Source organism: Pseudomonas sp. PvP025 (assembly GCF_017832155.1).
GTDB lineage: Bacteria > Pseudomonadota > Gammaproteobacteria > Pseudomonadales > Pseudomonadaceae > Aquipseudomonas.
In genome coordinates this window covers 221,098-237,145 of sequence record NZ_JAFIBJ010000001.1, presented here as the reverse complement: position 1 = coordinate 237,145, position 16,048 = coordinate 221,098, and the positions used below count along the sequence as shown (strand labels likewise).

Sequence of the window (16,048 nt, the reverse complement as noted above, 5' to 3'; positions counted from 1 at the left end):
CTGCCAGGTCAGATAAATCCGCACGAGTTCCGCTACGTTTTCATACGAACTCCCCCCGCACCGGACGGTCACTACCCAGTAAGCGACTGGAACTGTCTTGAACACGTGGTAACACCTTGATCACCGCGCTTGCTCGCATGCCGACTAAGCTCCCTGGTGGTTCGCCCCTGGTTTCACGGAGGATTGAATATGCTGTTGTTGTGGATACTGGTGCTGGTGGTCGGCATTGCCTACCTGGCACACCGCCGCGTCGCCCCGCTGCCCGCCCTGGGCGTGGTTGCCGTTTACCTGCTGGCGATGGGCGCCTGGAGCCACGCACCGGGTTGGCTGCTGCTGATCTTCTGGGTGTTGATCGCTCTGGTGGCCGCGCCCCTGCTGCTGCCCGACCTGCGCCGGCAATACTTCACGAAGCCGCTGTTCAGCTGGTTCCAGAAAGTTTTGCCGCCGATGTCCGAAACCGAGCGTGACGCCATCGACGCAGGCACGGTGTGGTGGGACGGCGAACTGTTCAGCGGCCGCCCCGACTGGGACAAGTTGCTGGCCTACCCCAAGGTAAAACTGACCGAAGAAGAACAGGCGTTTATCGACGGCCCCACCGAAGAACTCTGCGCCATGGTCAGCGACTGGGAAATCGGCCAGGCCATGGACCTGCCGCCCGCCGCCTGGGAGCACATCAAGACCCACGGTTTCTTCGCGCTGATCATTCCCAAGGAGTACGGCGGCAAGGGCTTTTCCGCCTACGCCCACTCCCAGGTGGCGATGAAACTCGCCACCCGCAGCGGCGACCTCGCGTCCACGGTGATGGTGCCCAACTCCCTGGGCCCGGCCGAACTGCTGCTGCACTACGGCACTGACGAACAACGCAACCACTACCTGCCGCGCCTGGCGCGCGGCGATGACATCCCGTGCTTCGCCCTCACCGGCCCGCTGGCCGGCTCCGATGCGGGCGCCATGCCCGACACCGGGGTGATCTGCAAAGGTGAATGGGAGGGCAAGGAGACCCTCGGCCTGCGCCTGAACTGGGAGAAACGCTACATTACCCTCGGCCCGGTGGCGACCCTGCTGGGCCTGGCCTTCAAGGCCCATGACCCGGATCACCTGCTGGGCGAGGAAGAAGACCTCGGCATCAGCCTCGCGCTGATTCCCACCGACACCCCGGGCGTGGAGATCGGCCGTCGCCACCTGCCGCTGGGGGCCGCGTTCATGAACGGGCCCAACTCGGGCAAGGACGTGTTCATTCCCCTGGAATACCTCATCGGTGGTCAGGAGATGCTCGGCAAGGGCTGGATGATGCTGATGAACTGCCTGTCGGTGGGCCGCTCGATCTCATTGCCGGCCGTCGGCACCGGTGCCGCCAAGTTCACCAGTCTGGTCACTGGCCAGTACGCCCAGGTGCGCGAACAGTTCAATGTACCGCTGTCGGCATTCGAAGGTATTCAGGAGTCCCTGGCACGTATCGGCGGTAACGCCTGGCTGATGGACAGCGCGCGGATGCTCACCGCCAACGCCGTCGACCTGGGGGAAAAGCCCTCGGTGCTGTCGGCGATCCTCAAGTACCACCTGACCGAACGTGGCCGCGAGTGCATCACCCACGCCATGGACGTGCACGGCGGCAAGGGCATCATCATGGGCCCGAACAACTACCTGGGCCGCAGCTGGCAGGGCGCGCCGATTTTCATCACGGTGGAAGGCGCCAACATCCTCTCGCGCAACCTGATGATCTTCGGCCAGGGCGCGATTCGCTGCCACCCGTTCGTGCTCAAGGAAATGGCGCTGGCCGGGCGTGAAGATCGTGACCAGGCCCTCAAGGAGTTCGACGGCCTGCTGATGCAGCACATCGGTTTTGCCGTCAGCAACGCCGCCAGCACCCTGGTGCTGAACCTGGGCCTTGGCCACTTCGAGAAAGCCCCGGGCAACCGCCTGAGCCAGGGTTATTTCCGCGCCTTGAACCGGCAGGCTGCGGCCTTCGCATTGCTTGCCGACTTGAGCATGATGCTGCTCGGTGGCGAGCTCAAACGCCGCGAACGCCTGTCGGCGCGCCTGGGCGATGTGCTGAGCCATATGTACCTGGCCTCGGCGGCGCTCAAGCGTTACCACGACCTGGATTCACCGGATCACCTGGAGCCCTTGTTTGCCTGGGCCATGGAAGAAAGCCTCGGCGAGTCGGAGCGTGCGCTGGATGAACTGCTGAGCAACTTCCCGAACAAGGTGCTGGGCTGCCTGTTGCGAGTGATCGTGTTCCCGTTCGGACGGCGCCACACCGGGCCATCCGATGCACTGGATGCCGAAGTGGCAGCAGTGATTGGCCGCGCCAAGGGCGACCCGACGCTTGAAGAGCTTCTGGCAGGCTGCTACCGCCCGCAATCGGCGCAGGATCCAGTCGGCGCCCTGCAGCATGCCTACGACCTGCTCGGCGCCAGCCATCCGCTGCAAAAGAAGCTGCACAGCGCGTTGAAAAGTGGCCAGGTCAAACCGACTGCCGGCGAACACGCCATCGACGCCGCCCTGCAAGCGGGCGTGCTGCAACCGGCCGAAGCGCAGACCCTGCGTGACGCCGAAGCGGCGCGACGCAAGGTGATCGACGTGGATGATTTCAGCAAGGAAGAGCTGACCCAGGCTGAAGGCAAGGTCCGCTGATACCCGCGGTCATATAATTACGGGCGCTTGAGCTATATACTCTCGCGCCCGTTTTTGCTTTAGAGGACTTATCGCGTGTCCAACGTCGTTGCCGATCATCTCGTCTTGCTCGACCACCTGCGCAGCATCCTGGTTGCCGTTGGCGAAGCCGAACAAGTGCCCGAGGAAAGCCACACCCTGTTTCTGGAGCGCTTCGACGAACTGCGCGCCCTGCTGCCGATCGACCCGATCGAAAGCCAGTACCTGGGCCAGGACCTCATGAGCCAGGTCATCCTGCGCTACCCGCAAATCGCCCACCTCGTGCCACGCGACCTGCTGTGGTTCTTCGGCGGCGACTGTCTGCACTTCATGCCCGACGAAGAACTGGACCTGTACCAGGCGCTGGAAGAACGCCGTCATGAAGCCGAGCTGAATGATGAACCGTTCGACTGGAACCAGGAAAAGCAGCTGCTGGCCATGCCGGACGACCAGAGCAAGCACTGATTGTCGCAAGCTTGATAAACCCGATGCGGGAGCAAAAACCTCCCGCACTTTTGAGCGCACGCTGCGCCTGAGTGATGGTAATGTGTGGAAATGTTTCTGACAGATCGGTCAGAAACGTCTCCAGTACCTGCAAAGGAATGCGACTCTCCATGCACTTTCCACTCAAGCAACTGGCAGTAGCGACCCTCCTGGCCGCCAGCCTGTCGAGCGTCACCCCCTCCGCTTTTGCCAACATCACTCCCGAGCAAAGTGCCGCGATCCTGAAAAATTTCAGCGAAACGCCGGCCACTGATTTCCGCAGTTTCCTCGCTGCTCTGCATAAAGATGACCTGGGCAAGACTATTGACACAGGTCCGGCGATCAACGCGTTTCTCGACAACAAAACCCTCACCGCCGACCAACAAAACGAAATCCACCGCCTGCTCGGCATTTACACCCGTGCGAAATACGGCAAGGCCGCTCTCGAAACCCTGCGCGAGCTGGTAGAGATTCCAACCTTCAACGTCGACGGTCTGCCGCAGTACAAAAACCCCGAATTTCTCAAGATCGCCGACAGGATCCAGACGCTGGCCAAGTCGTTCAACCTCACCTTCCGCAACGTTGACAACCGGGTGTACGAGATCTCCCTGGAAGGCAGTGGCGATGAGCTGGTGGGCATCCATGCCCACGCCGATGTGGTCCCGGTGACGCCGGAGAATTGGGTGCTCAAGGACGGCACCCGGCTTGACCCGTTCAAGGTCACGCTGATCGGTGACCGCCTGTACGGTCGTGGTACCGAGGATGACAAGAACGGCATCGTGGTGGCGATGTACGCGATGAAAGTGATCAAGGAAGAAAAACTGCCGCTGGCGCGCACCTTCAAGTTGCTGGTGGACACCACTGAAGAAACCGCCGGAGATGCCATCCCCTACTACTTCGCGCGTAACCCGGTGCCGCAATACAACCTGGCACTGGACGGCGGCTACCCGGTGGTGATTGCCGAGAAAGGCTCGGGCACCGTCATGGCCACGTTCCCGGTGCGCAAGGGCGAAGGCAGCGGCGCAGAAATCATCTCCATGACCGGCGGCAAGGCCACCAACCAGATTCCGTCAGCGTCGGTGGCCACGCTGATCAGCGATAAACCTGCAGAACTGGCCGCCGCCCTGCAGCAGGCCGGCACTGAATACGCCGAGCGCAACGGCGGTGATTTCCAGGTAAGCGCCAAGGTCGACGGCAAGGACGTCAAGCTCACCGTCACGGGCCTGTCTGCCCATTCCTCGGCGCCGCAATCCGGGGTCAATCCGGTGGCGCGCATGCTGGAGTTGATCCACAGCGTCGACGGCAAGATCGCGCTCAAGCACAACCACATCACCGACGCCGCGCGGTACGCAGCCGACAACTGGGGCCTGGATTACCTGGGTGGCAAGCTGGGGGTGGGCTTTTCCGATGCGTTCATGGGGCCGCTGACCACCTCGCTGACCTTCGTCAGCCAGGACGACAAGGCTTTCAAGCTGGCGGTGAATCTGCGCGCGCCGAAAGGCAAATCACCGGAAGCGCTCAAGGCGCAGATCGAGCAGAAGTTGAACGCCTGGAACGCGCATGCCAAGGTCAACGTGAGTTTCACCTGCTCGCTCAACACGCCGATGTACCGCAACCCCGAAGGTGAATGGGTGAAGGCCCTGCTGGCGGTGTCCACCGAAAACCTCGGCATGGCGCACACGTTCGGCACCTCTGCCGGCGCCACGTCCGTGCACGATCTGCCCAATGGTGTGCAATTTGGTCTGGCGCGCCCGGAAACCAAGTACACCGGGCACACCGACGGCGAATTCAAGACCGTCGAGCAGTTCCTGCTGGACCTGCAGATCGTGACTGAAATGATGGGCCGCATAGGTCAGTTGCCAAAGCTCTGACAAATAAAAACGCCGATCAATCCTGATCGGCGTTTTTGTCAGCGACGTAGTGTGCCCCCCTCACCCGCCCGCGCCCAGGAACGGCAGCGCCAGATACAGCTTGATCACCACCGCGTTGGTGATGTCGATGAAAAACGCGCCCACCATCGGCACTACCAGAAAGGCGATCTGCGAGGGCCCGAAGCGTTGAGTCACGGCCTGCATATTGGCAATCGCAGTGGGCGTGGCGCCCAGGCCGAACCCGCAGTGCCCCGCCGCCAATACCGCCGCATCGTAATTGCTGCCCATCACGCGGAAGGTCACGAATATCGCGAACAGCGCCATCAACAGCGCCTGAGCCGCCAGCAGAATCACAATCGGCAAGGCCAGGGCAGCCAGGTCCCACAGCTTGAGCGACATCAAGGCAATCGCCAGGAACAACGACAGGCTGACATTGCCCAGCAGCGACACCTCACGTTCGAACACCTGGTGCCAACCCAGCGCCGACAGGCCGTTGCGCAACACCACGCCCACGAACAGCACACAGACGAAGGTTGGCAACTCGAACGCCGTGCCCTGGATCAACCCGCTGAGGAAAGTACCCATCTGCAGGCTTATCGCCAACAGCGCCAGGGTCTCGATAAACGAGGACGAGGTAATCATGCGTTCGCGATGGGGTTGTTCAAAGCCCTTGGGCAGGCGCGGCAACGCCTGCTCGACGCCAGGCACCTGCACCCGCTTGATCAGCAGCCTCGCCACCGGCCCACCGATCAAGCCGCCCAGTACCAGGCCAAAGGTCGCCGACGCCATTGCCAGCTCGGAGGCCGAGGCCACGCCGTACTTGTCGCTGAACACCGCGCTCCAGGCCGCACCTGTGCCGTGTCCACCGGACAGGGTGATGGAGCCGGCCAGCAAACCCATCAGTGGGTCGAGCCCGAGCACCTTGGCCAGCGCGATGCCCATGGCATTTTGCAGCACCAGCAGGCCCGTCACCACCAATAGGAAAATGCCGAGTATGCGCCCACCGGTCTTCAGGCTGGCGAAGTCCGCATTCAGGCCAATGGTGGCGAAAAACGCCAGCATCAAAGGCGCTTGCAGCGATGCATCGAAGCGAACTTCAACACCCGCCATTAAACGCAACACCACAAATAGCGCGGCCACCAGTAACCCGCCGGCCACCGGCTCGGGAATGCTGTAGGTGCGTAAAAAACCGATGCGAGCCACCAGCCAGCGCCCCAGCAATAGCACCAGGGAGGCAGCGACCAAAGTCGAATAAAAGTCGAGCTGAAACATCCGGGCAGTTCTCTGAAGTGAACGGGGAGAATGGGGCGGTCAGAGTAGACACACAGCCCCCCGGGCACAGCTACCCGAAGCGAAGTACAGAACGTTCTTACGCACTTCACAAAAAACCCTACACGCAGGGTAAGTTTTTCGCTTTCCAGCCCACCCAAGCAGAGGTTGATATGCATGGGATCAAAAAACGCACAAACAAAAACGCCGATCATCTCTGATCGGCGTTTTCGTTGAATATGGAGCGGGAAACGAGACTCGAACTCGCGACCCCGACCTTGGCAAGGTCGTGCTCTACCAACTGAGCTATTCCCGCAAATGGCGTCCCCTAGGGGACTCGAACCCCTGTTACCGCCGTGAAAGGGCGGTGTCCTAGGCCACTAGACGAAGGGGACACGCTACTGAAACACATGGTGTGTATTTCAGTGCCCAGAGACCGCATCCGAAGACGTGGTCCTGGTTTCACTCAGTGCCGCCCGAGAGCAACACTGCTTAAAAACTGGAGCGGGAAACGAGACTCGAACTCGCGACCCCGACCTTGGCAAGGTCGTGCTCTACCAACTGAGCTATTCCCGCATATGGCGTCCCCTAGGGGACTCGAACCCCTGTTACCGCCGTGAAAGGGCGGTGTCCTAGGCCACTAGACGAAGGGGACACACGTACAACATTCACTCCCTACCGCGTTTCGCTGTGTGCTTTACGCTGTAAGTGGCGCGCATTCTATGGATGGATTGAAAGGTCGTCAACCCCCAAGGATAAATTTATTTAAATCAATGACTTCCCCCGTGTTTACGCGCCTGCACGGGCGTTGCGCCGCCCTGCAACCCGGCGCCTATATTCTGGCGCCCGACAAGGCGCTATAGTTCGCTCCAACAGATGATGGCAATGTGCGCCCATTCATCGAGCGCTATACCTATATAGAAGAAGGTACCTGGGCAACCGGTCGAACAGTCCTATCCGCCGGACGGCCCAGTCACTACACTCCACAGCAAACCCCTATTAAGAGGTCACGCCGGTGACACCACTCATGATCACCCTGCTGGTAGTAGTCGGGATCGTAATATTGATCGCCATTGGCTACATGAACCACGTGGTGGAAAACAACAAGCTGGAAAAGAAACGCACTGAGATCGAACTCAACGACCGGTTGCGTCGCTGCGGCGAAATCACCGAGACCTTCCCCGGCCAGTTGATGACCCCGGCGCTCAAGCTGTTGCTCACCCGCCTGGAGCTCAACGTCAACCAGCGCCTGCTCAACCTCAACAGGTCCAGCGCGGCACTCAAGGCGCGGATCAGCGAACTCGATGCACTGATCGCCCAGGGCGAATCAATCCCGGTCGCCAACCCGCCCGCGCCGATCCAGACCGAAGCCAAGGCCAAGGACGTGCGCTTCCTCCTCGAAGCCTTGCACGGCCAAGTCACCCGCGCAGCTCAGGATGGGTTCCTGCCGGCCAACGAAGCCAAGCACTGGATCCGCGAAATTCGTCACCTCCTGGTGCTGCTGCATATCGAGTTCTTCAACAACCTCGGCCAGCACGCATTGCTGCAAGGCCAACCCGGCCAGGCACGCCTGGCCTTCGAGCGCGGCGTGCAATACCTGCGCAAACAACCGGAACCGGCGCTCTACAGCACCCAACTGAAAATGCTCGAATCCCAACTGGCCCGCGCCAACTCCACCGTCCTGACCAACAGCCAGCCCGCCGAAGACGAAGTCAACGAACTGACCGAAGGCCTGAAAGTCGACGACGCCGATGCAGCGTGGAAGAAGAAGGCAATCTACGACTGATCCGCTATTGCTCTTGATCTCAGGCGCCCCGTCAACCACGCTGGCCGAACGCAGGCTTGAATCCGTGGCTAAGCGAGGTGCCGAGAGGTGGGGCAAGAGCCTATGGCTACTTTTGCCTGGGCCGGCATTCCGGCGCTTTCCAAAAGTGACCTGCCGTAAGGGCGGAACCAATCTCCGCCGTTACCGCAGCAACGGAGATATACACAATAGGCCGCCATCGGCAGCAAGCCCCCTCTCACATTCGACCGGGCCCCACAAAATCTCCCCGTAAAAGCCCGCGCAGTGCCATCACTTTGCACCTATCCCCCCGCCCCCGACTAGCGTAAAAAAGTCCCCTAACTCCCGCCAGCCCGAGGCCCCCACATGCCTGTCGCCATAATTGATGGACAACCCCTCCACTACCTCGACCAGGGTGCCGGCCCAGTCGTCCTGCTGGGCTCAAGCTACCTCTGGGACTACACCATGTGGGCACCCCAGATCGAAGCCCTGTCGCAGCAATATCGCGTCATCGTCCCCGAACTATGGGGCCACGGCGAATCAGGCACGCTGCCCCCGCAAACCCAGTCCCTCGACGACCTGGCTCGCCAGACCCTGGCCCTGCTGGACCAGCTGGAAATCTCCCAGGTCAACCTCGTCGGCCTGTCGGTCGGCGGCATGTGGGGCGCACGCCTCGCATTGCGGGCCCCGGAGCGCATCAATAGCGTGGTGCTGATGGACACCTACCTCGGTGCCGAACCGGAAGCCACCCGCCAGTACTATTTCTCATTGTTCAAGATGATCGAAGACGCCGGCGCCATTCCCGAGCCATTGCTGGATGTGGTCGCGCCGATCTTCTTTCGTGCCGATATCGACCGCGAATCCGCGCTCTACCAGGGTTTTCGCAGCGCCTTGCAGGCTTTCCCCAGAGAGCGCCTGGTACACAGCATCGTGCCCCTGGGCCGCCTGATCTTCAGCCGTGAAGACATCCTGCAACAGCTGCCGCGCCTGGATGCCGATACCACGCTGGTGATGTGCGGCGAGCAAGACAAACCGCGCCCACCGGCCGAGTCCGCCGAAATGGCCGAGCTGATCGGCTGCGCCCTGACGCTGATCCCCGATGCCGGGCATATTTCGAGTCGGGAGAACCCGGATTTCGTCAATGAAGCGCTGCTGACGTTCCTCGCCAACCACGCCTGACTGCCCTCCCTCTTTAATCGCCGTGTTGCGCGGCGATCAAAGGCGGAAGTGCCCTACCATGCCCTTGAGTTCGGCCCCCAACTGCGCCAGCTGGATGCTCGACGCAGCGTTGCCCTGCATGCTCAATGCCGACTGATCGGCACTCGCCCGGATGCTGGTGACGCTGCGGTTGATCTCTTCGGCCACCGAGCTTTGCTCCTCGGCGGCAGCGGCAATCTGCTGGTTCATCTGCTGGATCAAGGACACGGCCGTCGCGATACTGCCCAGGGCACTTTCGGTTTCCAGCGCGTCACTCACCGCCAGCTTCACCAGTTCGCCACTCTGCTGGATCTGCTGCACCGACGACTGCGCCGCATTGCGCAAGGTACTCACCAGCCGCTCGATTTCTTCCGTCGATTGCTGGGTCCGTTTGGCCAACGCTCGCACCTCGTCGGCCACCACCGCAAAACCCCGCCCCTGCTCACCGGCGCGGGCGGCTTCGATGGCTGCGTTCAGGGCCAGCAGGTTGGTCTGCTCGGCCACGCTCTTGATCACGCTCAGAACCGTGCCGATGTGCTGGATCTCGGCACTGAGGCTTTCGATACTGGCGCTGGCACTGGTGCTGGAGGTGGCGAGCAATTCGATGCGCTGCAGACTCAGGCGTACCACCTGCTGGCCGCTGTCGACCTTCTCATCCGCGGTCTGCGCGGCTTGCGCAGCCTCTTCGGCATTGCGCGCCACGTCATGCACGGTGGCGGTCATCTGGTTCATCGCCGTGGCGACCTGCTCGGTTTCTTCCTTCTGGCTGCTGACTTCGATGTTGGTCTGTTCGGTAACGCTGGACAACGACTGCGCCGAACTGGCCAATTGCTCGATGCCGGCTTGTAGCCCGCTGACCATCTGGCTCAGGCCATTACCCATCTGCTGCATCGCCTGCATCAACTGGCCGATTTCATCGCGGCGGCTGACCTCCATGCGGCCAGTCAGGTCGCCGGCCGCAATCTGTCTGGCCACTGCGATCACGCTGCGCAGCGGCGCGACGATCAAACGGGTAATCAGCCACGCTGCCATCAGCCCCACCAGCAATGCCAGCGCAGACGAGCCGATGATCAGCAGCGTGCTTTTGACCAACTGCGCCTGCATCGACTGGTCTTCGGCGTCATACGCCTGGTTGACCCGGCTGACCACCTGATCGGCGCGCTCATGCAATTGTTTGTAGACCCCTTTTTCCTGGGCCAGCAGGTCGGTGTATTCACCGAGCTTTTCGCTGAACGCGGCGATATGCCCGGAGACCTCATTGAGTACAGTCTGATAGCCGGCGTCCTTGACCGACGTTTTCAACTGCTCGACCTGGGCCAGCGCCTGCTCGGCCTGTTCGATCTTGCCCTGCTCGGCGTCCTCGGCATCCGCGCGGCGGCTCTGGTCCAAACGCAGCCGGGCTTCGTTCATCGCCTGCAGCATCAAGCGCGATACCTGACTGATCTGCCCCGCCTGCTGAATCAGCTCGGCGCCTTCGCGGCCCTGACTCTCCTTGAGGCCTTCGGCGCCATCGTCCGCCAGGCCCGACTGCAACACGTCGAGGTTGTTGGCCACGCTGGACACCGACCAAGTGGCCATTTCCAGCGCCAGGTCCTTGGTCTGGGTCAGTTCGACAAACTCGTCGAATGCCTTGCGGTAGGCGCCAAGGGCCTGCTCGACATCGGTCATCACCGGCCCATTGGCCGCCGACTGCACCTTGAGACTGGCCGCCAGCGCGGCCAGTGCATCGACGCGTTCATGCAGGGCATCCACCGCTTTGGGGTCGGCGTGCAGCGCGTAGTCCTGCTCGATCAAACGCACCTTGAGCAAGCCGTCGTTGAGTGACGACATACGCTTGAGCCCATCGAAACGCTGGCCAACGGTGTGCAGGGACCACACGCCAATCGCAGCCACCAGCGCCGTCAGCAGCAATACCAGCGCAAAACCCAAGCCCAGCTTCTTCGCCATACCGAGGTTGGCGAAACGTCGTTGCACGCCCGAAATCATTGCACTTGCCCCTCCAGCAATGGCGGATGCCACACGCCCGGTTTATCAGCAGCGAGATTGGCAACCACAGGGCCCTGAACACAAGTCATTGACGCCACAATAATGGCAAAAAGCTACGTACTGGTCGTTTTCAGAATGGTCGAGGTCGATCTGGCCGGCCCCATCGCGCGGAATAACGCCAGCGCGCGCTGATCACCCGCATGGGCCACATTGATGCGCAGCCAATCGCTGGGCTCACCCGCCGGATTGAACAGCGCGCCTGGCGTCAACAGCACACCCAACTGCCGGGCGCAGGCCTGCACCCGCGAGGGGTCGCCCAACCCTGGCCGTGCCCATAGAAACATGCCGCCAGCGGGCACGGTGAACACTTGCCATTCCTCGTCTTCCAGCACTTGCAGGGTGGCGGCCATCTGCGCGTTCAAGCGCTTGCGCAAGCGTTGCGCCCACTTTCGGTAAGTGCCGTTGGCCAGCAACGTCGTCACGACGGCTTCGGCGAAACGCGAGGTGCCGATGCCCGTCAGCGTCTTGAGGTGAGCCAGTTGCGCAATGAGCGAGGCGCCCGCGCTCAGATAGCCCACGCGCAAGGCGCTGCTCAGGGTCTTGGAAAAGCTCGATACATAGATGACGCGATCAGCATGGGGCAGTGCCGCCAGCCGTGTGCAACTGGCATGTTGCAGGTCACCGTAGACGTCCTCCTCGATAATCAGGAAGTCGTTGCGGCGCGCAAGTGCCAGCAAGCGCTCGGCCACATCGCGGCTCAGGCTGGACCCGGTGGGGTTGTGATAGAGGCTGCTGGTGAACAGGCACTTGGGCCGATGACGTTGCAGCAGCGCTTCCAGCGCAGGAATATCCGGGCCGGAACAGGTGCGGGGTACCTCCAGCCGCGTGACGCCGTGAAACGCCAATTGACGGTAAAGGTTGCCATAGCCCGGCGTCTCGACCACCACCGCATCCCCGGCCTTGAGCAGCGTGCGGATGAGCAGGTCCTGGGCATGGCTGGCACCGTGGGTGGTGAGAATGCACTCCAGGTTGCTGCTCACCTGAATCTGGTTCAGGCGCTTGAGCAATTGCTCACGCAACGCCGGCAACCCCAGGGGCGTGCTGTAGTTGAACAGGCCGGCGGTATCGGTACGGCTGACTTCGCGGATCGCATAACTGAGGTCATCACTTTCGCGCCAGTCGTCCGGCAACCAGCCGCAGCCCAGTTTCAGTTCCCCCAGAGGACTGTCGGTGAAGGCCCCCCACTCGCGTTCCGCACCTTCATGCCACGCAGGTTCGTAAAATACCGGCGGCGGCGCCACCACAAACCCGGAGCCTTTGCTGGAGGCCAGCAGCCCCTGAGCCACCAGCCGCTCAAGCGCCTCGACCACGTTGGACTGGCTGAGCAGGTTGTCGAGGGCCAATTGCCGAATGGAGGGCAGACGCGTGCCGGGGCTGACTCCATTACTGCGGATCCACTCGGCCACCGCGCTGACGATTTGCTGCACCACCGGTACAAGGGCTTGTCGATCGATCCCTAAATCCATGAGCCACTCACTTGAACTGTCAGTTATTCAACCCGAGCAGTTAAGCACAGAAGCCTCTTCAGGCCCTTTTTGAATTCTTATTAAAGTATTGATTTTATTGAATTATTTACCTGATGACACACATTCGAAGCGGCGTTCGTCCGTTCTGGAAACGCCCCACAACCACCCCCGGCGTTTTCGAATGGCCGGCGGGATCACGTCCTAGATCGCCGTCGCGCCACCGTCCACCGCCAAGGCCTGCCCCGTGGTAAAGGCCGCGCCATCACTGCACAGGTACAACACGGCGCTGGCAATTTCCTCGACCTTGCCGATGCGCCCCACCGGGTGCATGGCTGCGGCAAACTCGGCTTTGCGTGGGTCGGCTTCCCACGCACGGCGGAACATGTCGGTGTCGATCACCGCCGGGCACACCGCGTTGACGCGGATTTTCTTTTTCGCGTACTCAATCGCCGCCGACTTCGTCAGGCCGATCACCGCATGCTTGGAGGCCGCATAAATGCTCATCTTCGGCGCCGCGCCCAGCCCGGCCACCGACGCGGTGTTGACGATCGCCCCGCCGCCCTGGGCCAGCAGCAGCGGCAACTGGTGCTTCATGCACAGCCACACGCCCTTGACGTTGACCCCCATGATGGCATCGAACTCGTCCAGGCTACCGTCCGCCAGCTTGCCCTTCTCGATTTCGATGCCGGCATTATTGAACGCGTAATCCAGCCGGCCATAGGCGGCGATGGTGTGCGCCATCAACTGCTGCACATCCTCTTCGAGGGTAACGTTGCAGCGCACAAACACCGCTTCACCACCGGCCTGACGAATCAGCGTGACCGTACCCTCGCCGCCCGCCACATCCAGATCAGCGACCACCACCTGCAAACCCTCGGCGGCAAACGCCAGCGCGGTGGCGCGGCCGATACCGGCGGCGGCGCCGGTCACCAGGGCGACCTGGCCGGAAAATGTCATGCTCATGGCAAAGATCCTGTGGGAGAGATAACTGTAGGGCGAGTCTAGCCAAGGCCAGACCTGGCGCGTCAGCACTATCAAAAGCCCGGTTGTGGCGGCATGGATCGCAGTGATAAGTGCACCGGCAGCACTATCATTCCGGCCTATCGGCGAGCATTCGCACGTCGGGCAAACACTTGCATTCACGCCACCGCAGGTCTATCACTCGGGGTTCATTTCTCAAGAGTCCCTGCCATGACTGACCAGACCAACCGCCAGTTCCTGCTCGCCAAACGCCCGGTCGGCGCGGCCACGCGTGACACCTTCACCTATCAGGAAGTCCCGGTGGGGACGCCTGGCGACGGTCAGGTGCTGGTACACAACGAATACCTGTCCCTGGACCCGGCGATGCGTGGCTGGATGAACGAGGGCAAGTCCTACATTCCGCCGGTCGGCCTTGGTGAAGTGATGCGCGCGTTGGGCGTGGGCAAGGTGATTGCCTCGAACAACCCGACATTTGCCGTCGGCGATTACGTGAACGGCGCGCTGGGTGTGCAGGACTACTTCGTCGGCGAGCCACGTGGCTTCTATAAGGTCGATCCGACCCTGGCACCATTGCCGCGATACCTGTCGGCCCTGGGCATGACCGGCATGACCGCTTACTTCGCGCTGCTGGACACCGGCGCGCCGAAGGCCGGCGAAACCGTGGTGATCTCGGGCGCCGCCGGCGCAGTAGGCAGCATTGCCGGGCAGATCGCCAAGCTCAAGGGCTGCCGTGTGATCGGCATCGCCGGTGGCGCCGACAAGTGCAGGTTCCTGGTGGATGAGCTGGGTTTCGACGCGGCCATCGATTACAAAAGCGAAGACGTGCCCGCCGCCCTCAAGCGCGAGTGCCCCAAAGGCGTGGACGTGTATTTCGATAACGTCGGCGGCGATATTCTCGATGCCGTCCTCAGCCGTCTGGCGCTGAAAGCGCGGGTGGTGATTTGCGGCGCCATCAGCCAGTACAACAACAAGGAAGCGGTGAAAGGCCCGGCCAACTACCTGTCATTGCTGGTCAATCGCGCGCGCATGGAAGGCTTCGTGGTGATGGACCATGCCGCCAACTTCGCCGCCGCCGGGCAGGAAATGGCCGGTTGGATGGCTCAGGGCAAGCTCAAGAGCAAGGAGGATATCGTCGAGGGGCTGGAGACATTCCCCGAGACGTTGATGAAGCTGTTCAATGGCGAGAACTTCGGCAAGCTGGTGCTCAAGGTCAGCTGAGGCACTCTCTCTGAGACCTGAGTACACCTGTGGGAGGGGGCTTGCGCCCGATAGCGGTGGATCAGTCGATGCCTGTGTCGACTGTCACACTGCAATCGGGAGCAAGCCCCCTCCCACATTTTTTCTGTGCTTGCCTTGAGTATCAGGCGATTTCAGCGACGACCGCTGCCAGCGCCTTGGCCGGATCGGCGGCCTGGCTGATCGGACGGCCGATTACCAGGTAGTCCGAGCCCGCGTCCAGGGCCTGGCGCGGGGTGAGGATGCGCCGCTGGTCGTCTTGCGCGCTGCCCGCCGGACGAATCCCTGGCGTCACCAATTGCAGTGACGGGTGCGCCGTCTTCAGCGCCTGGGCTTCCAGGGCCGAACAGACCAAACCGTCGAGCCCGGCTTTTTGCGCCAGGGCCGCCAGGCGCAACACTTGCTCCTGGGGCTCGATATCCAGGCCGATGCCGGCCAGGTCTTCACGCTCCATGCTGGTGAGGACGGTCACGCCGATCAACAGCGGTTTGGCGCCGCTGCGCTGTTCCAGCACTTCACGGCAGGCGCTCATCATGCGCAGACCGCCGGAGCAGTGCACATTGACCATCCACACGCCCATCTCGGCCGCCGCCTTGACCGCCATGGCGGTGGTGTTGGGAATGTCGTGGAATTTAAGGTCGAGGAACACCTCGAAACCCTTGTCGCGCAGGGTACCGACGATGTCTGCCGCACAACTGGTGAACAGCTCCTTGCCGACCTTGACCCGGCAAAGCCTGGGGTCCAACTGGTCGGCCAGCTGCAGTGCGGCTTCACGGGTAGGGTAATCCAGGGCGACGATGATAGGCGTCTGGCAGACGGACATTGGCATGGGCTCTCAGGCAAGTCGAAATCGGCGCGGATTGTAGCGCAAGCGGCGCCGTTGCGGGATCCGGTGATCGGTAAATACCGACGGTACTGGCTGTTCTGCATTTGTGTCGGCGCCGATACATTCACGACATGCCCTCAACACGCCCCGGCGCTAGCCTCGCGCCCACGACCGAGCGTCCAGCACTTCCAGCCATGGGGCTGGGCGCCTATGCTGAGCGTATCCACCAGGCAGA

Annotated in this window: 11 protein-coding genes and 4 tRNA genes; 6 read left to right on the top strand and 9 right to left on the bottom strand. The window is 61.8% G+C overall.

The window, feature by feature from the left end:
• Nucleotides 1–189: 189 nt before the first annotated feature.
• The 3 genes from JOE32_RS01145 (at nucleotide 190) to JOE32_RS01135 (ending at nucleotide 5,009) form a co-directional block, all read left to right on the top strand.
• Entirely contained in the window at nucleotides 190–2,637 is a 2,448-nt protein-coding gene (locus tag JOE32_RS01145) for an acyl-CoA dehydrogenase (RefSeq protein ID WP_209980686.1), read from the top strand.
• 75 nt (nucleotides 2,638–2,712) lie between these two features.
• Nucleotides 2,713–3,120: a PA2817 family protein gene (locus JOE32_RS01140; protein ID WP_003237131.1), complete on the top strand. Its 408-nt coding sequence runs from the start codon at nucleotides 2,713–2,715 to the stop codon at nucleotides 3,118–3,120.
• A gap of 149 nt (nucleotides 3,121–3,269) precedes the next feature.
• Nucleotides 3,270–5,009: a dipeptidase gene (locus tag JOE32_RS01135; RefSeq protein WP_209980684.1), complete on the top strand. Its 1,740-nt coding sequence runs from the start codon at nucleotides 3,270–3,272 to the stop codon at nucleotides 5,007–5,009.
• A 60-nt stretch (nucleotides 5,010–5,069) separates the two neighbouring features.
• On the opposite strand, the gene gltS is transcribed toward JOE32_RS01135, so the two are convergent.
• The 5 genes from gltS to JOE32_RS01110 form a co-directional block, all read right to left on the bottom strand.
• A complete protein-coding gene (gene gltS / locus JOE32_RS01130) occupies nucleotides 5,070–6,281 on the bottom strand; it encodes a sodium/glutamate symporter (RefSeq protein ID WP_209980682.1) in 1,212 nt (403 codons plus the stop codon).
• 237 nt (nucleotides 6,282–6,518) lie between these two features.
• Nucleotides 6,519–6,594, bottom strand: a tRNA-Gly gene (locus JOE32_RS01125).
• A 3-nt stretch (nucleotides 6,595–6,597) separates the two neighbouring features.
• Nucleotides 6,598–6,673 (bottom strand) — tRNA-Glu (locus JOE32_RS01120).
• Between the two features lie 105 nt (nucleotides 6,674–6,778).
• Nucleotides 6,779–6,854: transfer RNA gene (locus tag JOE32_RS01115), tRNA-Gly, on the bottom strand.
• Nucleotides 6,855–6,857: 3 nt separating this feature from the next.
• Nucleotides 6,858–6,933: transfer RNA gene (locus JOE32_RS01110), tRNA-Glu, on the bottom strand.
• 372 nt (nucleotides 6,934–7,305) lie between these two features.
• Between JOE32_RS01110 and JOE32_RS01105 the strand changes: the two genes are divergently transcribed.
• Both JOE32_RS01105 and JOE32_RS01100 read left to right on the top strand, forming a co-directional pair.
• A complete protein-coding gene (locus JOE32_RS01105; RefSeq protein ID WP_231423310.1) occupies nucleotides 7,306–8,064 on the top strand; it encodes a hypothetical protein in 759 nt (252 codons plus the stop codon).
• Between the two features lie 363 nt (nucleotides 8,065–8,427).
• Nucleotides 8,428–9,240: an alpha/beta fold hydrolase gene (locus JOE32_RS01100; protein ID WP_209980677.1), complete on the top strand. Its 813-nt coding sequence runs from the start codon at nucleotides 8,428–8,430 to the stop codon at nucleotides 9,238–9,240.
• 36 nt (nucleotides 9,241–9,276) lie between these two features.
• On the opposite strand, the gene JOE32_RS01095 is transcribed toward JOE32_RS01100, so the two are convergent.
• The 3 genes from JOE32_RS01095 to JOE32_RS01085 all read right to left on the bottom strand — a co-directional run bounded on the left by JOE32_RS01095 (nucleotide 9,277) and on the right by JOE32_RS01085 (nucleotide 13,733).
• Nucleotides 9,277–11,244: a methyl-accepting chemotaxis protein gene (locus JOE32_RS01095; RefSeq protein WP_209980675.1), complete on the bottom strand. Its 1,968-nt coding sequence runs from the start codon at nucleotides 11,242–11,244 to the stop codon at nucleotides 9,277–9,279.
• 113 nt (nucleotides 11,245–11,357) lie between these two features.
• The gene (locus tag JOE32_RS01090; RefSeq protein WP_209980674.1) at nucleotides 11,358–12,770 is read right to left on the bottom strand and encodes a PLP-dependent aminotransferase family protein; all 1,413 of its coding nucleotides are present in this window, start codon (nucleotides 12,768–12,770) and stop codon (nucleotides 11,358–11,360) included.
• A 201-nt stretch (nucleotides 12,771–12,971) separates the two neighbouring features.
• Nucleotides 12,972–13,733, bottom strand: coding sequence for an SDR family oxidoreductase (locus JOE32_RS01085; RefSeq protein WP_209980672.1), 762 nt, complete (start codon nucleotides 13,731–13,733; stop codon nucleotides 12,972–12,974).
• 228 nt (nucleotides 13,734–13,961) lie between these two features.
• Between JOE32_RS01085 and JOE32_RS01080 the strand changes: the two genes are divergently transcribed.
• The gene (locus JOE32_RS01080; RefSeq protein ID WP_209980670.1) at nucleotides 13,962–14,969 is read left to right on the top strand and encodes an NADP-dependent oxidoreductase; all 1,008 of its coding nucleotides are present in this window, start codon (nucleotides 13,962–13,964) and stop codon (nucleotides 14,967–14,969) included.
• 142 nt (nucleotides 14,970–15,111) lie between these two features.
• On the opposite strand, the gene pyrF is transcribed toward JOE32_RS01080, so the two are convergent.
• Nucleotides 15,112–15,810 carry an orotidine-5'-phosphate decarboxylase gene (gene pyrF / locus JOE32_RS01075; RefSeq protein ID WP_209990247.1) on the bottom strand — a complete coding sequence of 233 codons (699 nt, stop codon included), beginning with the start codon at nucleotides 15,808–15,810 and terminating at the stop codon, nucleotides 15,112–15,114.
• Nucleotides 15,811–16,048 lie beyond the last annotated feature (238 nt).